The sequence below is a fragment of the Spirosoma aerophilum genome (assembly GCF_054782495.1).
Genome location: NZ_BAAGSJ010000013.1, coordinates 784243 through 801718 on the forward strand (window position 1 = coordinate 784243; position 17476 = coordinate 801718).

15 protein-coding genes are annotated in these 17476 nt (G+C 49.6%); 5 read left to right on the forward strand and 10 right to left on the reverse strand.

The genetic code is table 11. The annotated features are described in order from the left end of the window. Positions 1-451 precede the first annotated feature (451 nt). Entirely contained in the window at positions 452-2335 is a 1884-nt protein-coding gene (locus tag ACYVK4_RS14715; RefSeq protein ID WP_461128280.1) for a heparinase II/III domain-containing protein, read from the forward strand. A gap of 35 nt (positions 2336-2370) precedes the next feature. On the opposite strand, the gene ACYVK4_RS14720 is transcribed toward ACYVK4_RS14715, so the two are convergent. The 6 genes from ACYVK4_RS14720 to ACYVK4_RS14745 all read right to left on the reverse strand — a co-directional run bounded on the left by ACYVK4_RS14720 (position 2371) and on the right by ACYVK4_RS14745 (position 10123). Continuing rightward, entirely contained in the window at positions 2371-3165 is a 795-nt protein-coding gene (locus ACYVK4_RS14720) for a DUF2490 domain-containing protein (protein ID WP_461128281.1), read from the reverse strand. Between the two features lie 38 nt (positions 3166-3203). Continuing rightward, a complete protein-coding gene (locus tag ACYVK4_RS14725) occupies positions 3204-4343 on the reverse strand; it encodes a DUF3179 domain-containing (seleno)protein (protein WP_461128282.1) in 1140 nt (379 codons plus the stop codon). 130 nt (positions 4344-4473) lie between these two features. Further along, complete coding sequence (locus ACYVK4_RS14730) at positions 4474-6630, reverse strand: outer membrane protein assembly factor BamB family protein (protein WP_461128283.1); 2157 nt, start codon at positions 6628-6630, stop codon at positions 4474-4476. Between the two features lie 120 nt (positions 6631-6750). Beyond that, positions 6751-8226, reverse strand: a complete 1476-nt coding sequence (locus tag ACYVK4_RS14735; protein ID WP_461128284.1) for a DEAD/DEAH box helicase — start codon at positions 8224-8226, stop codon at positions 6751-6753. 201 nt (positions 8227-8427) lie between these two features. Continuing rightward, positions 8428-9201, reverse strand: a complete 774-nt coding sequence (locus ACYVK4_RS14740) for an SDR family NAD(P)-dependent oxidoreductase (RefSeq protein ID WP_461128285.1) — start codon at positions 9199-9201, stop codon at positions 8428-8430. Positions 9202-9307: 106 nt separating this feature from the next. Then, positions 9308-10123 carry a phytanoyl-CoA dioxygenase family protein gene (locus ACYVK4_RS14745; RefSeq protein ID WP_461128286.1) on the reverse strand — a complete coding sequence of 272 codons (816 nt, stop codon included), beginning with the start codon at positions 10121-10123 and terminating at the stop codon, positions 9308-9310. A 207-nt stretch (positions 10124-10330) separates the two neighbouring features. Here ACYVK4_RS14745 and ACYVK4_RS14750 point away from each other — a divergent pair, with 207 nt between their 5' ends. Beyond that, the gene (locus ACYVK4_RS14750; RefSeq protein ID WP_461128287.1) at positions 10331-11440 is read left to right on the forward strand and encodes a BamA/TamA family outer membrane protein; all 1110 of its coding nucleotides are present in this window, start codon (positions 10331-10333) and stop codon (positions 11438-11440) included. A gap of 115 nt (positions 11441-11555) precedes the next feature. Here the strand turns inward: ACYVK4_RS14750 and ACYVK4_RS14755 are convergent, their stop codons facing one another. From ACYVK4_RS14755 to asnS, 4 genes are all read right to left on the reverse strand, one after another. Then, the gene (locus ACYVK4_RS14755; protein ID WP_461128288.1) at positions 11556-12224 is read right to left on the reverse strand and encodes a phosphatase PAP2-related protein; all 669 of its coding nucleotides are present in this window, start codon (positions 12222-12224) and stop codon (positions 11556-11558) included. A 200-nt stretch (positions 12225-12424) separates the two neighbouring features. Further along, complete coding sequence (locus tag ACYVK4_RS14760) at positions 12425-13240, reverse strand: ion transporter (RefSeq protein WP_461128289.1); 816 nt, start codon at positions 13238-13240, stop codon at positions 12425-12427. Positions 13241-13285: 45 nt separating this feature from the next. After that, the gene (locus ACYVK4_RS14765) at positions 13286-14368 is read right to left on the reverse strand and encodes a complex I subunit 1/NuoH family protein (RefSeq protein WP_461128290.1); all 1083 of its coding nucleotides are present in this window, start codon (positions 14366-14368) and stop codon (positions 13286-13288) included. Positions 14369-14512: 144 nt separating this feature from the next. Then, positions 14513-15952 carry an asparagine--tRNA ligase gene (gene asnS / locus ACYVK4_RS14770; protein WP_461128291.1) on the reverse strand — a complete coding sequence of 480 codons (1440 nt, stop codon included), beginning with the start codon at positions 15950-15952 and terminating at the stop codon, positions 14513-14515. Between the two features lie 260 nt (positions 15953-16212). On the opposite strand from asnS, the gene ACYVK4_RS14775 reads away from it, so the two are divergent. The 3 genes from ACYVK4_RS14775 to gloA2 are packed head-to-tail and all read left to right on the forward strand — an operon-like array spanning position 16213 to position 17382. Continuing rightward, a complete protein-coding gene (locus ACYVK4_RS14775) occupies positions 16213-16716 on the forward strand; it encodes a SixA phosphatase family protein (protein ID WP_461128292.1) in 504 nt (167 codons plus the stop codon). A gap of 56 nt (positions 16717-16772) precedes the next feature. After that, complete coding sequence (locus tag ACYVK4_RS14780) at positions 16773-16967, forward strand: hypothetical protein (protein ID WP_461128293.1); 195 nt, start codon at positions 16773-16775, stop codon at positions 16965-16967. A gap of 4 nt (positions 16968-16971) precedes the next feature. After that, positions 16972-17382 carry an SMU1112c/YaeR family gloxylase I-like metalloprotein gene (gene gloA2 / locus ACYVK4_RS14785; protein ID WP_461128294.1) on the forward strand — a complete coding sequence of 137 codons (411 nt, stop codon included), beginning with the start codon at positions 16972-16974 and terminating at the stop codon, positions 17380-17382. Positions 17383-17476: the final 94 nt, after the last annotated feature.

Consider the following 17476-nt stretch of genomic DNA (forward strand, 5'->3'; position numbering starts at 1 on the left):
ACTGAATCGATTCCATTACATTTTTTTAGCATAAAGCCGGGAGCTGATAGGCGAAAGTTTGTGGTAAGGCTGGATTTGACGCACTAGTTGTTCAACACCGACTCACCCAGCTTTCCAATATATCCGCTCCCGGTAACTTATCGCTCAATTCCTGCTTTTTGCCTGATTGTTGGAAAGTCGGAAAGCTGGTTTAGAAATAACTGGAAGCGGAGCAAACGAGAAAATTCACTGTATTGCCCTGTAGCGGTGCGTTTGACGCCTTGGAAAGTAGGAAAATGGCCATGATTTACTTTGACTTGGGTGTAGCAATTGCCGCGGGAGACCAGCTTAGGCTAAGAAAGGCTCGCTAAAGAGTCGGAACGTAAGGTAAACCTGTTCGCTTGCCTGATCTGCCTGCATACACTGATGAAAAGTAAATAATTTGTCTAGTCAGATTTAGCCAAGCCCCGTCATGCCGTCTTTTCGCCTTCTTACTACGTTACTAGTCAGTCTACTACTTTCTCCGATAGCCCTGGCACAAACGGTCTCGCCCAACGCTTTTGCAAATGTGACCGGACATCCGAGATTACTGCTGCTAAAAGGGGAGGAGGAATCGATAAAAAAAACGGTTAGTCGGGATAAAGCCTGGCAAAAACTGCATGAGGCTATCCTGACCGAGTGTGATGGCATGATAGAGGCCGCCCCGCTCCAACGCATCCAGATTGGACGACGGTTATTGGATAAATCCCGGGAGGCTCTGCGCCGGATCTTTTATCTGGCCTATGCCTGGCGAATGACCCATGAACTGAAATACCTGCAGCGGGCCGAAAAAGAACTTTTGGCCGTTTCGGCATTTTCAGATTGGAATCCCTCTCACTTTCTGGACGTAGCCGAAATGACAATGGCCGTTTCAATTGGCTACGACTGGCTATACAACGATCTGTCGGACCAGTCACGTTCAATTATTAAGGAGGCCATTCTGAAAAAAGGCATCGAGCCGTCGATGGACCCTAAACACAATAGTTGGCTCAAGAGCAGTAATAACTGGAATCAGGTATGTAATGCCGGAATTTCCTACGGGGCTATAGCCATCTTTGAAGACCAGCCCGAGCAGTCGAAAGCCTTGCTCAGTCGGGCGGTGGAGTCGGTGGTACTGCCCATGGACGATTATAAACCTGATGGAGCTTACCCGGAAGGATACAGCTACTGGGGCTATGGCACGAGCTTCAATGTGATGTTGATCAGCGCGCTGGACAAGCTTTTTGGCCGTGATTTCGGCCTTTCTCAAAAGCCCGGTTTTTTGAAAACGGCTGGTTATCTGGAGAATATGACCGGTCCGTCCGGAAACGCCTACAATTATTCGGATTCAGGATTGAGTGGCGAATTGCAGCCCGCTATGTTCTGGTTTGCCAAAAAGCTGAATGACCCATCGTTGCTGTGGGTAGAGCGCAGTCGGCTGATGAACAGCGAGGGCAAAAAACATGTTCGGGATCGACTGTTGCCAGCTGCCCTGCTGTGGAGTAACGGGGTGGGACTCTCGCAAATGAAACCTCTCCAAAATACCATGTGGGTAGGAGCAGGCAAAACCCCCGTTGCCTTGATGCGATCGTCCTGGACTGACCCTGCCGCTATTTTTGTGGGCGTGAAAGGGGGTAGTCCGTCGAGCAGCCACGCCCATATGGATGTAGGCTCGTTCATTATGGAAGCCGATGGGGTTCGCTGGGCCATGGATTTCGGGATGCAGGAGTATGAATCGCTGGAATCCAAAAAAGTTGACTTGTGGAATATGCGGCAGGATTCGCAACGCTGGCAGATATTTCGGTACAACAACTTTACGCACAACACCCTGACGATTAACGATCAATTGCAGCGGGTAGCGGGCAAAGCACCCCTTATCAGCCACTCGGCTCAATCCGACTTTATGCAGGCTACATTCGACCTGACAGATGTATACAAAGAGTCAGTGGCAAGAGCCAGTCGGGGTATCGCCCTGATCGATAAAGCGTATGTAGTTGTTCGTGATGAAATCGAGACATTATCCACGGAGACCAACGTTCGGTGGACGATGCTCAGCCCGGCATCGGTAAAATTGGTAGGTACGAACAAGGCCATTCTAACAAAAGATGGCAAAACACTGACCCTTGAAGTTAAAGAGCCCGCTACGGTGGAGATGAAAATCTGGCCAACGGAGCCTACTCACGATTACGACGCCCCCAATCCGGGTACCGTACTCGTTGGTTTCGAGGTTAAACTGCCGCCGAATGCGAAGACGGCCATCAACGTATTGCTCACACCCGGAACGGGCACGAAATCAGCCGTTACGTCAGTCGTACCACTGGCGAAATGGCCTCGGTGATGGGCCGAATAGCGTTGCCATATCGGTAGAATTCTCTAATTTTTACTGAAATCCAGATCATACGTTACATTCAGACGAAACCCGTTATTCATTTCAAAAACGGGCTTTTGGGTGATGGGTTCCAGTTCAGGGTGCTGTGTAATCTGATTGAGGTAGTTTAACTCAATCTTGAAGGCGTCACTGAATTGGTACCCGACCCCCCCCGAAAGTCGATTCTGGTTGAATACATTCTGCGCTACGTTCCGACCAAAGCCAATGAAAATTTCGTCGAAGAAGTTGGCGTAAAACTCCCCATCATCGATTGTCGTTCCTTTGAGCGGAATCGTGCCCGAAAGCTGATAACGTGTGCGGTTCTGATATTCCCAGTGTTCAACATGGCGGGGATTGTCGTCGGCCCCGATGCCCAACCAACGCTGTTCAAGCCTGAAACGGTGGCTTAGTTTCACGATGCCTGTATTCGAGCTTAGCTGAATATCCTGATGGGTACGGCTCTCGATCGTGGGTACGCCTGCATCGGCAACCGGATAATCTCCGTAAGGAAAAGTCGTAAAAAAGGTATAGCCACCGGCCAATTTAACCTGATCAGTTAGCGCGTAAACCAATCCGAGTCGGGCCAGCGACTGTTGCCAGGATTGTATTAACTCCACACGTCGCCATTGGTATTCGGTATGTAGTGCCCAGCGTTTGCTCAGTTTGTGATCACCATTGTACGTATACCAGCCGATGGCGTTTCGGTCGATGATCCGGTTTTGCTGTCCGAAACCGGTTGCAGAAAGAAGTAGAAAGAAAAGCAGGTAGCGGAGCCCCATTCGGTTGAGTTGCCTATTCATTAACTCAATAAGAACTTTCCTGCCGGTTAGGTTTGAAATTAATACCGATTGGTTGTCGGATGGAAGGTTTGCCAGCTATGCCAGAATTCCTGATGTGCCTGCAGGCGACTTAAATTCGGGCCAGGGCTCAGGGAGCGTCCGGAAAGGAGAAAGGGTTGATTTCCTGTTTTGAGGGTTTCATTGTTCAACACGAATCGGGTAGAAGCGGTGGGCCGCTCGAACGCAAAAAAAGACCGGTTGTCCTTTGCCAACACAAGCAGGACCGGGTGGCTCCCCAGTTCGTCATGAATGATCCGTTCCCGTTTCAGACGATTCCAGTCATACGCTTTAGCGACTTTGCCAACGACGAGCCCTATGACCCACGATTTATCCCGCCAAGACAGGCTGTCCGTCCGGGTTAGGTCACTGCTGCCTTTCCCAGTTTCATAGGTCGACATTTTGGTATAACGCTCATTGAAGGCAGCATCAGGCTGCATGATCCGGCTATCGGGATGTAGCGCCAGCCACTGTTTCAGGGTCATTTGCTCACTGAACACTTCGGGTAGGGTATCGCCTTTTCGCTTACCTGCTATCGCTTCGCCATTGGCTTGTCGCCACCAGCTACCGGTGGTCGAATCCTCAAACATCGCGTTGAAATGGTCCATGCCCACGAGCCGGAATGTTTCCGGCTTCCCCTGCACCAGGGGCTTAAAAATTCGGCCGGTGCGGCAAACCGTGCAATACGTAACCATAATGGGCTGACCACCCAGTGTGTCCAGTACCTGATGATGATACCCGATAAATTGTATTGGATAAGCTTTGGCCTGACCGTTCAATTCCACACCCAGTATCTCGCGGTCGGGTTTTACCGTATTTTGACTGGCCGGGCGAAGTTGAACGTTACCGGGCTGGTAGAACATATGGTCGGCGGCCATCTGAAAATTAAAGGCATACCCAACCCCTGCAACCAGCACTAATCCCATCAATGCGACCCATTTCGAACGTCGGTAAGCAGCCAGAAGCTCAGCAAAAATCAGTAGGCTCAAAACGGTCCGAAACACCCAACGCCATGAATACAGAAAATAAGCCATATCCAGACTTTGCATACGTTGGCTGCCGGGCATGGGCATAATGAAATAGACATTGGCTATTTCGAACAGTATCAACCCAACGATACCGATGTAAAAAAGTCTTCTCATGGTGCCGGTAATTTAAAATGGTAAAGCGCTGATTTTTATGAACTGTAAGGCTCATTTATGATTCTATACAAATAAGCAATTTGTACGTCATTATTGGTCCTGAAGATCATGAAAATCAGCGTTCCATTTGTTAGGGAAGGGCGAAGGCTACATACTGATTCCCTTTTTTTGCCCCTAGTTTTCCCCCACCGCACGCAATGACTACGTACTGTTTGTTGCCAACCTGGTAGGTTGCGGGGGTAGCAAATCCAGCCGCTGGCAGCGTTGTTTCCCAAAGCTGTTTGCCGGTTTTCCTGTCGAACGCCCTGAATTTCTCGTCTTTCGTTGCGCCGATGAAGATCAATCCGCTGGCCGTTACAACCGGGCCACCATAGTTTTCAGAACCAGTATTTCTGATGCCTTTCTTTGCAAGCTCGGGTTCTTCCCCCAATGGGATTTTCCACAGGTATTCACCCGTATTTAAATCAATGGCGTTGAGCGTTCCCCAGGGTGGCGAAATACCCGATAAGCCCTTGCTGTCCAGAAATTTGATGTAGCCCGAAATTTTGTAGGGAACATCCGGTGCCTTGCTTCCTTTCGTGACCTTTCCACCCGCTTCTATTTTTTCATCGTCGAACAGAAAACCTACCAGCGCCTGTTTTTCCGATGCCGACAACTGAGTAAATCCCGGCATCATCCCTTTGCCGTGGCTGATGACCTGCGTCACATACCCGCGGTCTTTTCGTTGACCAATGTTCACAAGCGAGGGGTATCCACTGGCCGGATTCCCTTTCCGTTCGGGGCCGTGACAGCTGGAGCAGGTCGTCGTGTAAAGTCGGTTGCCGAGTGTTAGATGAGCCAGATTATCCTGCTTAGGGGCAAGGTTGAGCGCAATGAGCCAGGCTGCTTCGTTGGCATTTACATACATAATCCCGTTCGGATCCGTAGCGGCACCGCCCCATTCGGCACCCCCATCCAGTCCCGGAAAAATAAACGTGCCCTGTCGACTCAATGGCTGAAATGTGCCCTTGCGACTCCGACGATATTGAGCCAGTAAGGTGTCGCGGTCTTCGGAGTAGGGGTTCAGATCCGCTTCGCTGAAGTTTTGCCGGGCAAATGGTGCGGGCTTTGTGGGAATGGGCTGCGTAGGCCAGGCTTCTTCACCGGGGACGTCCGATTTGGGCATCGGCATTTCTTTTATCGGGAAAAGTGGTTTGCCGGTAACCCGGTCGAATACCAGCACATGGCCTGACTTGGTTACCTGGGCGACGGCGTCCACGCGCCGGGGCCGTCCGTCGGGCCCTTTGCTGGTAACGGTCAGCAGGTTTGGTGGAGCCGGAAAGTCGCGGTCCCAGATATCATGGTGAACGGCCTGAAAGTGCCAGAGCCGCTTGCCCGTTCGGGCGTCGAGGGCCAGTAAACAATTGGCAAACAGGTTTTGCCCTTTTCGATTACCGCCGTAAAAATCGAAGGCTGCGGAGCCGGTGGGTACGTAAAGAATGCCGCGAGGCCGGTCAACCGACATCCCCGACCAGTTATTCGCGCCACCCACATCGGTATTTTTATAAGTGTCTTTAGGCCAGGTGTCGTAGCCATATTCGCCGGGTTGCGGTATGGTATGGAACGTCCAGACGAGTTTGCCCGTGCGAACATTAAAGGCACGAACGTGACCCGGTGCCGCATCAGCTCCTTCAGACAGACGGACGGGCATGATGATGAGGTCTTCGAAGATAGTGCCGGGTGTGTTTGAGATGACGAACTTTTCTTTCGCCTGCGCGCCGAGCCCTTCGTGAAGATCAACATGACCGTTTTCTCCGAAGGCAGGAATGGGCTTTCCCGTTTTGGCATCCAGCGCATAAAGCAACGATCCGACCGTATATAAAATCCGCGCTTCGGTCTCGCCACTGCCGTTGGGTTTGTTAGACTGCCAGTAGACAACTCCCCGGCTGGTGCTGAGCGATTGTTTCGTTGGGCTACCAAATTTCCAGATTTCCTTACCCGTAGCGGCATCGAGCGCAATGGCCTGTACGGTTGGGGTAACGCTGTAGAGCACGCCATCAACGATAATGGGATTTGCCTGAATCTGTCCGCTGTCGGGAGTGGCATAGGTCCAGGCGACTTGAAGATTCTTGACGTTATCAGGTGTTATCTGCGTCAGGGCCGAATAATGACTACGGTCGGGCCCACCAAGGTATTCGCCCCAGTTGGTGTAGTCATTTGGTCGGGTATCTGTAGGGTTCTGGCTCAATTGAGACCACCCAATGGCCAGTATCGCCAGTCCACTGAGCGCAAAAAATAATCGTTTCATGAAGCTAAAGGAGTAGTCTGACAAATCTACATCAAAAGCAGCAACGACGGGTTCTCTACGCAGTTCGGACACACCGGCTCTAAAACAAAAAAGCCCCGGATGTTGTCCGGGGCTAATCGCTTAATAATTTTTATCCGTGCTGGAATTGCTGAATCGACTGTTTCCAGTGCCTCGGCTTTGGGGCTGCGAAGGTCGGCTGCTGGGCCGTTTCGGAGCGCTGTTTTCGTCGCGACGGTATGAATCACCTGACGCTCCCGGAGTTGATGACCGTTGCTCTGTCGAGCGTGAGGGACCATTACTGTCGACTCGGCGGCTATTACCGCCATTTCCGTTCCGACTAAATGAGCCGGAGTTCCCCGAACCATTTGAACGTCCACCACCCGAACGATTTCCGTTGTTGCCATTCCGGCCCTGACCCTGACGGACAGGCGCGGGCGTAACCGCGGCTGTCGAAATGTCGAGTACATACGGATGGTTATCGATCACCGGAACACGCTTTCCAATCAGTTTATGAATGTCGCGCAGGTAATCGGTTTCTTCAGCATCGCAGAACGACAGCGCAATGCCATCGTGACCCGCACGACCCGTCCGTCCGATCCGGTGAACATAAGTTTCGGGAATATTGGGTAGCTCGTAGTTAATCACGTGCGACAGTTCATCGACGTCAATGCCGCGAGCGGCAATATCCGTTGCGACCAGCACCCGGGTTTCGCGGCTCTTGAAGTTCGAGAGGGCGCGCTGGCGGGCGTTTTGTGACTTATTGCCATGAATGGCCTCTGCACCGATACCCGCTTTCAGAAGGTCTTTAACGACCTTGTCGGCTCCGTGTTTGGTGCGGGCAAAAACCAGTGCCGATTTAATGTTTTTGTCGTCAAGGATATGCACAAGCAGTTTGCGCTTGTCGTCTTTCCCAACGAAGTACATTGCCTGCTCAATCGTGTCGGCGGTCGACGAAACGGGTGTGACTTCAACCTTGGCCGGATTATTCAAAATCGTATCCGCCAGTTTAGCCACATCGGGGGGCATGGTTGCTGAGAAAAACAGCGACTGGCGGTTCGATGGTAATTTGGCGATGACTTTTTTAACGTCGTGGATAAAACCCATATCGAGCATTCGGTCGGCTTCGTCCAGGACAAAGAACTGAACATCGCGCAGGGAAATGAAGCCCTGGTTCATCAGATCGAGCAAACGGCCAGGGGTGGCAATCAGCACATCGATACCGGATTTCAGTGTGTTAACTTGCGAATGCTGCGAAACACCACCAAAAATAACGGTGTGGCGTAGGTTCAAATGACGACCATATGCTGTAAAGCTTTCGGCTATCTGAATGGCCAGTTCCCGGGTTGGGGTCAGTACCAGTGTTTTAATACGACGGGGACCACCGGTACTTTTGCTGCGTTCTTCACTTAACAACTGGAGAATGGGGATGGCAAAGGCGGCCGTTTTGCCAGTCCCGGTCTGAGCACAGCCCAGTAAATCACGGCGGTTCAGTAAGATGGGAATAGCTTGTTCCTGGATAGGGGTAGGGTTGGTATATCCTTCTTCAGCAAGTGCCTTCAGGATAGGATCAATCAATGATAAATCAGAAAATTGCATGTGTTGGCTGGACGTCGGTAGGCAATGGAATAGGGTAATGAAATAGGTCCAGCATCCAACGTCTTTATAAAGTTATATGTGTACAACGGTCTTGTTGCAAATAAAGTGCCATTTATTGGCGGAATACAATTTATCGTTACAACAGGAAGGGTGCCAACGTCGAGTCAGCACCCTTCCTGTTGTAACGATATTGTCAATTGGTTACTCGTAAATGCTGCCGGCTGTCTGCTCGACAAGTCCTTTCGGGAGGAGCCAGGCCATGAATTTACCGGCTTTGTTGAGGAATCCCGTCACGACTTCAGTTTTACCCGCCAACGTGGCCTCAACAGCCTGTCGAGCCACTTCTTCCGGTGTCATATTAACCTTTTCAGCTGCCTTTCGGCCTTTATCGCCCACTTGTGCCCGATCAACAAAGTTTGTATCCGTTGCCCCTGGACAGACGCAGGTTACGGATACCGTCGACCGTTTTAATTCTTTATGGAGTCCCCGGCTGAACTGTAGGACAAATGATTTGGAAGCCGAATATAAACTTAGTCCGGGTATAGCCTGATAAGCTGCTGAACTACCGATATTGAGGATGTACGCTTTAGGTTGCTGCTTAAGCTGCGGCAAAAACAAATAACTCAATTCGATAAGTGCCGTCATATTGACCGACATCATGCTCGTATGTTCGGCTAACGAATGCTTTTCGAAAGGGCCGCTCAGGCCGTACCCGGCATTATTGACCAACATCTGAACCCCGTACCGCTTTTGGCTGCACCAGTCGAAAACCTGCTTTGCCGCACCACTTTCGGCCAGATCAACCGCCAGAAAATCGGTTTTAATGCCGTACTCTGCGGCTAACTGGCGGGCAATCTGCTCCAGCAGCGATCCTGAGCGGGCCACCAGTAATAAGTCGAACTTTCGTTTGGCCAGTTCCTTCGCAATGGAAAGCCCGATGCCTTTACTGGCACCCGTAATTAAGGCGTAGCCCATATTAGAATGAGTAGTAAGTGGTAAGTTCTTAAGTAATAAGTGGCTGACACATATTGTTAAAGATGCGTCAGCCACTTATTACTTAAGAACTTACCACTTACTACTATTAAATGTTTACTTTCGAGATAAAGCGGTGGTAGAACGGGGTTTTGCTGTTGGCGTGTTTCGGCATGTATTTGCCGGTTACAACCGGAACATACATTACCCGCCGACGGCTGGCTTCTCCAACAAATGGAGACTGCTGTGCCCGGTGCCAAAGCCGACCGTCGTGAACCGACAGATCGCCCGCATTGATATCGAAACCAATTTCGTGCTTATCGGGGTCGTTATCAACGAAGTACTTTTTACGGAACAGCATTTTAAACAGACCCTGCTTGTGGGTGCCCGGAATAACCCGCAGGCCACCGTTTTCGTACGGTGTTGCATTCAGGTGAATACCTACATTTAACATAGGCATAATTCGCTGACCCAGGAAAATGTCACGAGGGCTATCGGTATGCCAGCCCATCTGAGAGAACTTGCTGTTCGGGGTGCGAACATAGTGGTTCATGATAAGGCCATCTTTCTCGATCTCGGCAATCCGACCTTCATAGGGCTGAAGCAGATCGACCACTGCCTGAAGCCGTGGATCCTGTAAAAATTCGTGAAGCGCTTTGCTGTGTTGGGATAGAAAGCACATGCGTTGGATCATCGGATTCCCTTCTTCATCCTGACCAAATTTTAAAGGTACCCCATTGACCTTATCCCGACCTTCGTCCAACCATTCTTTCTCGATTCGCTCAACCTCACTAATGAAAAGTTTTACGGTTTCGGGGTGGATAAAATTACGAAAAACTATAACACCGTTCTTGTTGAAGAACTGACGTTGTTCGGGGGTAATCGTTTCGCCCAGCGTAAAGGGCGGCAAGTTAATTTTGCTCATATCGGTGGTTTACAATTCGGAGGTTCCGTCCTTGATGCCGACCGGCGACCGCGCTCTGACCGATGGGCGCAAGTTTCACGGTTTAATAAAGGCTCAAATCTACGAAATTTACAATTTTAGGATTACTTTGCCGCAATTTAATTAATGCGACTTTAATTAACGGTCATTCAGATTGTTGTGCATATTCTCTTAAAAAGTAGGTCGATTTTGCTGTTAATCAGCCTATTAGTTGCTCGTTTTGGTACGTTGCGGGCCCAGCCAGATAGTCTTCCAATACCCCGGCAACCTGTCCCCAATCAGCTCATAAAAACCAGAAATACCCTAATTCTACCCTTAATTGCCCGGTCAATTGAAACGGACTGGTCGGTGGGGCTTGCCGGTTCGTTTACATTTCGATTCAATCGGCATGATACACTAACGCGTACTTCAAATGCGCAGGTGCTGGCGTTGTACTCCCTCCGAAAACAATTTATTGCCGCCATCAACGGAACAACTTATTTTCCAGGAGAACGAATTATCCTAAATTACCAGCTATCCTACAGCAATTTTCCAGACAAGTTTTGGGGGTTAGGTAAAGATGCCCCCAATGACCATGAAGAACCTTATTCATTTCAACAATATTATATTTATCTGCATGCTCAGCGGAAACTTCAGGATCGGGTTTTTGCCGGGCTACTTTATGAATACCAGCGGTTACTGGCGGTGGATTATGAGGCAGGTGGCCTCTTCGATCAATTGAGTGTTCCAGGACGCAAACCGTATCATATTTCGGGGGCAGGCCTAAGCCTGACCTACGATTCCAGAAATAACGCTTTCGCACCCGACAAAGGAGGTTTCCTGCAGGTCTTCTTCAACCATTTTTCACCTGCCTTTGGTTCAGACTTTAAGTACACGAATTACGTCGTTGATTTTCGCCGTTTTTTACGCATCTACAACCAGCAGGTGCTGGCCATTCAGGCATATGGCTTTTTTAATTCGGGGGATGTGCCACTCCGAAGTTTGGCAAGTTTTGGTGGTTCTAACAGTATGCGGGGGTTTTACGACGGACGGTACCGAAGCAAAAACCAGGTGGTAGCCCAGGTTGAATACAGATTACCTCTGTTCTGGCGGATTGGCGCGGTTGGGTTTGCCGGTATCGGAAACGTAGGTAACCGATTCAACGACCTGAATTTCCAGGAACTGAAATATTCCTACGGCGGAGGTTTACGGCTGGCCCTTAACCGAAAAGAACGCTTAAACCTGCGTGTCGATTACGGTTGGGGAATTGGTCAGGGCCCATCACACGGGCTTTATTTTCAACTCGGCGAAGCGTTTTAAGTCCTGATTATTTGTGTTAATGTTAATAAATAACCGGTCAGTTATAAGTCAGCGATCGCTTTGGCACCCTTCCTGGTTAATTAATACTTGATATGTTCGGCTCAGTTATTAAACTTTAATTCTGTTCTTTTTCGACATTATCCCAACCCGAGAGGGCAAACTTCTTGCCTAGCCAATAAAGTGGATAGGTGAAGGTAAATGCGCCCAAAACATCAATGGTATAGTGCACATGCTGTACAAGTAGTAGAACTCCCACGACAAGGGAGCCTATCAAGGCAAACAACCGGTCCCACCGCCGACGCAGGCAGAGAAACATCAGGAAAATGGAGGATGTATGACCGGAGTAGAATAGGTCTTTCGTGATGTAGGTCTTGCCATAAAACGCATTACTGATCGGGTCGATCAAGGGAATCAGCCCAACCGGTGGGTCAAGCGGAAACAGGTTGATGCTCAACATACGCGACAGACTAACGATGATGTAGCCATAGACAAACATCATAAAGACAGCCGGGCTGTATCGGGCACGAATCAATAACAGTAAAGCAGTGGCCCAGATCGTCAAAAAGATTCCCAGTGATACATCCTGTGGGGGGAGCTGATTGAGTACCCAGTCATTTAAAACGGGCCCTGAATGATGCTCGATCGTTTGGAAAAAACCAGGGAAGGTAAACAGGAGAGCAATGACGGCCAGTAGTCCTAGACTAAATTTCCAACGAAACACGCTTGACTTCCAGGCTTTTTGCCAGATCAGGTCACTGGTTGGATTAGGTGTGAGAATTGACATGTAAAACTGTAAAAGGCCGCAAATTTACGAATAAGAAGGATAATGTGAAGACCTCTCCAGTAACGAACTCGACTGGGCAGTAATAGTTGGCGGTTTTATGGTGAATTAAGTTTTGGCAGCTCGGCCGTTTAGTGCAGTACCCAGAAAACGAATGTGACAGGATGTGAAAAGTTTTTTTATTGAAACAGTGCCCTTTAAGATTACAGCATGGCTCCACAGTATTTGCAGTGAACGGCATCCGGGTCGTGCCCCTGACGGCTGCAATTAGGACAGGCCTGGGTGGAGATGTCGTGCTTTTTACTAGCCGCAGTCAGACTCACCGCCACAATGCCGGTGGGCACCGCAATGATCACATAACCGAGGAGCATGATAATCGTAGCGATGAACTTACCCATAGCGGTACTCGGCACTATATCGCCATAGCCAACCGTGGTGATGGTGATGACCGCCCAGTAAATACTGAGCGGAATGCTCTCAAACCCGTTTGCATGCTCTTCAACAACGTACATCATGGCGCCAAGCGTAATGACTAACGTAAAAATTGCGACGAAAAAGACGGTGATTTTGGCACGGCTTTCCCGCAGAGAATAGGCGAGAAGGGCAGCCGCCGAGGTGTATTCACCCAGTTTCAGAATACGAAAAATACGGAGCAATCGCAAAATTCGGACCGCAGCCAGTTCGTGTGCCCCAAACAGAAACAATCCAAGGTAACTTGGTAAAATAGCTAACAGGTCGACCAGGCCAAAAAAACTGGTCATATACCGGAGGGGTTGTCGGATGCTGATAATCCGAAGGATATATTCTACGGTGAAGAGTCCGGTAAAGAGCCACTCGATCTTATCGAAAAAATGACCGTATGGCCGTGCTAGAGACGGAACACTTTCCAGGATGACGGCCAGCACGCTCAGGACGATTAAGAAAAGTAACGTGATGTCAAAAGCACGTCCGGCCCAGGTATCTGCTTCAAAAACAACCTCGTGGAGCTTATGCCGGAAGCGTTGCCAGTTGGAGTTCATAAGCCTACTCGTTAGTACAGTTGTTAGATGGGGTCTTATGGCGTCCTACACCATCAGTAAGCGCCAAATGCCCGAAATCAGCAGGAGAACGAGACCAATCGGGGTCAGAACTTTCCAGCAAAGAAACATCATTTGATCGACCCGAACCCGTGGGAATGTCCAGCGCACCCACATTTGAACGAGAACGGCAAAAAATACTTTCGACAATAGCCAGAAGGCACCGGTCAGATTGCCCCAGATCGTACCGGGGGCTCCACTCGTCCAGTCGGCCAGCCTGACGGGCCCCATGTTCGGAAAGGGGGTATTCCAACTGCCCAAAAATAGCACAGCTCCCAGAAAGGAGACCAGCAGCATCATGGCGTACTCGGAAAGATAAACCAGTGCAAACCGCATTCCTGAATACTCCGTATGAAATCCGGCAACAATTTCCGATTCGCCTTCGGGTAAATCAAAAGGTGCCCGGTTGCTTTCGGCCAGGGTACAGATGAAAAAGACGATGTAGGCAATGAGTAAGAACGGATTTCGTAGGATGTTCCAGGCGAAAATACCTCCCCAGTGCGTAACATCAATGCCCAGTCCTTTTAGTCCGAAGAGGTAATTGTTCCTGGCTGAAAAGATGCCCTGCTGAAAACTGATTTCCTGTAAATTAAGGGTCTGGCAAATCATCACCACGCAGAGAATGGTCAGCCCCAGTGGGATTTCGTAGGAAATGATTTGCGCAACGGACCGCATAGCGCCAAACAGGGAGTACTTGTTGTTCGATCCCCAACCGGCCATTAAAATACCGACTACATCGAACGAAACGATCGCCATCAGATAGAAAACACCGACAGCTGCCCCCGATCCCTGCAAGTCGGGGGTAAGGGGCAATACCGCAAAGCCCGCAAATACTGATGCAAAGATGAGTGCCGGTGCCAGCAGAAACAGATACCGGTCAGCAGCCGTGGGCACGATATCCTCTTTCTGGAGCAGTTTAAGCAGATCGGCAAACAACTGAAGTAATCCCCATTTTCCGGTTTCCATCGGACCAAGTCGGTCCTGCATAAAAGCAGAAACCTTCCTTTCCGTATATACACCCACGACGACAAAGCCGGATGCCAGCGCAAGAAAAATGGGAAGTGCAAGCATGGAGAAGTTGGTAAGAAGTCAATAAGTTGGTAAGCGGCTTCGCCTAAGTCAGTAAGTCGATAAGTGATCTGAGCGAAATCAACACTCATGCGTCAGCCACTTACCGACTTAGGCGAAGCCGCTTACCGACTTACTGACTTACGATTAAAATTCTGCCGTTTTAGGGGCGCGTGGGAAGGGGATGACATCGCGGATGTTGCCCATGCCCGTAACGAAAAGAACTAGTCGCTCAAAACCAAGACCGAAACCGGCGTGGGGTGCCGACCCAAACCGACGGGTATCCAGGTACCACCATAAAGTTTCAGGGTCAATGCCTACTTCCTGCATACGGGCAGTCAGTTTGTCGAGGTCGTCTTCCCGTTGAGATCCCCCAATGATTTCGCCAATGCCCGGAAACAGAACGTCCATGGCTCGAACTGTACGTCCGTCAGGATCCTGCTTCATGTAGAAGGCTTTGATCTCCCGGGGATAGTTCGTCAGAATCACCGGCTTCTTAAAGTGTTTCTCTACTAAATACCGCTCGTGCTCCGATTGTAAATCCACACCCCAGCTTACTTCGTATTGGAACTGACCTTTTTTGGCGGGTTTCGAATTGACCAGAATGTCAATAGCCTCGGTATAGGTTAGCCGAACGAACTCATTACTGATGACAAACTGAAGTTTTTCGAGCAAACTCAGTTCGCTTTGTTCTTCTTTCTTTTTTGTTTTCTCTTCTTCCTTCAGGCGGTTATCCAGGAAGGCAAGATCATCGGCGCAATGCTGCAGGGCATAGCGGATAACGGTTTTTACAAAATCCTCGGCCAGATTCATGTTATCTTCCAGCTCGTAAAAAGCCATTTCTGGCTCAATCATCCAGAACTCAGCGAGGTGCCGGGTCGTATTGGAGTTTTCGGCACGGAAGGTTGGTCCAAACGTATAGATCTTGCCTAAGGCCAGGGCACCCAGTTCACCTTCCAGTTGGCCCGATACCGTCAGATTGGTTTCTTTTCCAAAGAAATCCTGGCTGTAGTCAACCTTACCCTCTTCGGTTAAGGGTGGTTTGATGGCGTCGAGGGTCGTGACCCGAAACATTTCGCCCGCCCCTTCGGCATCCGAAGCGGTAATGATAGGCGTGTTCAGGTAGTAGAAGCCGTTGTCATTGAAGTATTTATGAACCGCAAACGCCAGGGCGTGACGAAGGCGTAAAATAGCACTGAAGGTATTTGTTCGGGGTCGCAGATGAGCAATTTCCCGCAAAAACTCCAATGAGTGACGTTTGGGTTGAAGGGGGTATTTGTCTGGATCGGCGGGACCGTAAATAAGCACATCAGTGATCTTTACTTCAATGGCCTGTCCAGCCCCCTGGGATTCAACCAGCTGACCTGTGATGGACAGACAAGCCCCGGTAGTAATCAGTTTCAGTGTTTCGTCAGGAAGTTGACCCGCTTCGGCAACAGCCTGAATATTATTGATGGTCGAGCCGTCGTTGAGGGCAATAAAGACTGCGTTTTTGCTCTCGCGCTTGGTGCGGACCCAGCCCTTAATCGTCACGTCTGTGCCAGTTTGGGCGGCTTTTAATACCTGTTGAATGGATTGATAACTCATACTAAAACAGCGACCTGATAGTGGTTGTGGGCGCAAAAGTACGGATTGACAGCGAAACGCCCAGTAGTGATTTCTTTACATTTGCTGTTCAAGAGCAAGAAGCTTTCCGGCCTATCTATTAATTTATGCTGAAGCGGGTAGGTATTACCGTTGATTTTAGGGATGTACTTATAAAATCGGACAGAAAATGTAAACTTGTGCCTAAAGGGGTAATCACGTGCCCATTCCAGCCTTATTTTTGCAGCCAATCCTTCTCAGTTATGTCAATCATACTTTATATAGTTCGTCACGCAAAGGCAGAGGACCGGGCTACTTTTATGGCCGATCATGATCGTCAACTTACATCGGACGGCATTATGGCCGCTGCCCGTATGGGTCGTTATCTGCATGATAAAGCTATTTTGCCCGATGTGATGATCAGCAGTACGGCTCCCAGGGCTAAGGACACTGCTAAAGTGATGGCTGAGCAAATGGGGTACGAACCAACAAAAATTGTCCTGGATGAGCGGTTGTTCGATGGTGGTCCCAAAGCCTATCTGGCAGCCATTAACGCCGTGCCCCAAACTGCGCGTACCGTTATGATCGTGGGGCATAATCCCGATGTATCGTACCTTGCTGAATACCTGACGCACGATAGTATAGGCTCCATGAGTAAAGGGGCGGTGGTGGCTATTACCATTGATGACTTAAACTGGGCCGATGTATCTGGTCGAACGGGAAGTCTTTCGTTTGAGATTAGCCCAAAGCAACTGCCCCACGACTAATCGATTTACATCCGGTTTGGGAAAGCACCTGCACGCCTAAAATTGATAAAACTTGTATGAACCGCAATCGTAAAATCTTCATTACCGTCTTTATCCTTTTCACCACTATTATTATTCTAATTGCCATTGACATGGGCAGTCGTACCACCGCGCCCTGGAATAAACGGAGAGAAGTTGAACGGGCATTGCCTACCGCAAAAGATGGGGTAATTGTCGATACAATGGCAACCGACACGCTCCTTAGACCTTAGAATAATGCTCAACCTGTCGTCGGTACACCACATTGCGCTTATATGTTCAAATTATGAAACTTCAAAGCAGTTTTATACGGAAGTATTAGGCTTGACAATCCTAGATGAGCACTTCCGGGCCGAACGAAAATCTTACAAACTCGATCTGGCCCTTAATGGTCAATATATAATTGAGCTATTTTCGTTTCCTGATCCACCCAAACGCCTGTCCAGACCAGAAGCCCTGGGATTACGTCATTTGGCATTTGCCGTTCCTGACCTCGATGCAGCCATCGCGTTCCTGCATGAAAAAGGCGTTCAAACCGAACCCGTTCGTATCGATGAACTGACGGGTCGTCGATTTACATTCTTCGCCGACCCCGACGATCTACCTCTGGAGTTTTATGAAGTTGAGTCAGTAAGCGGCTTTGGCTGAGTCGGTAAGTCGGTAAGTCGGTAAGTCGGTAAGTCGGTAAGTCGGTAAGTCAGTAAGTCGGTAAGTCAGTGGCTGGGCCAGATAAACACATCCG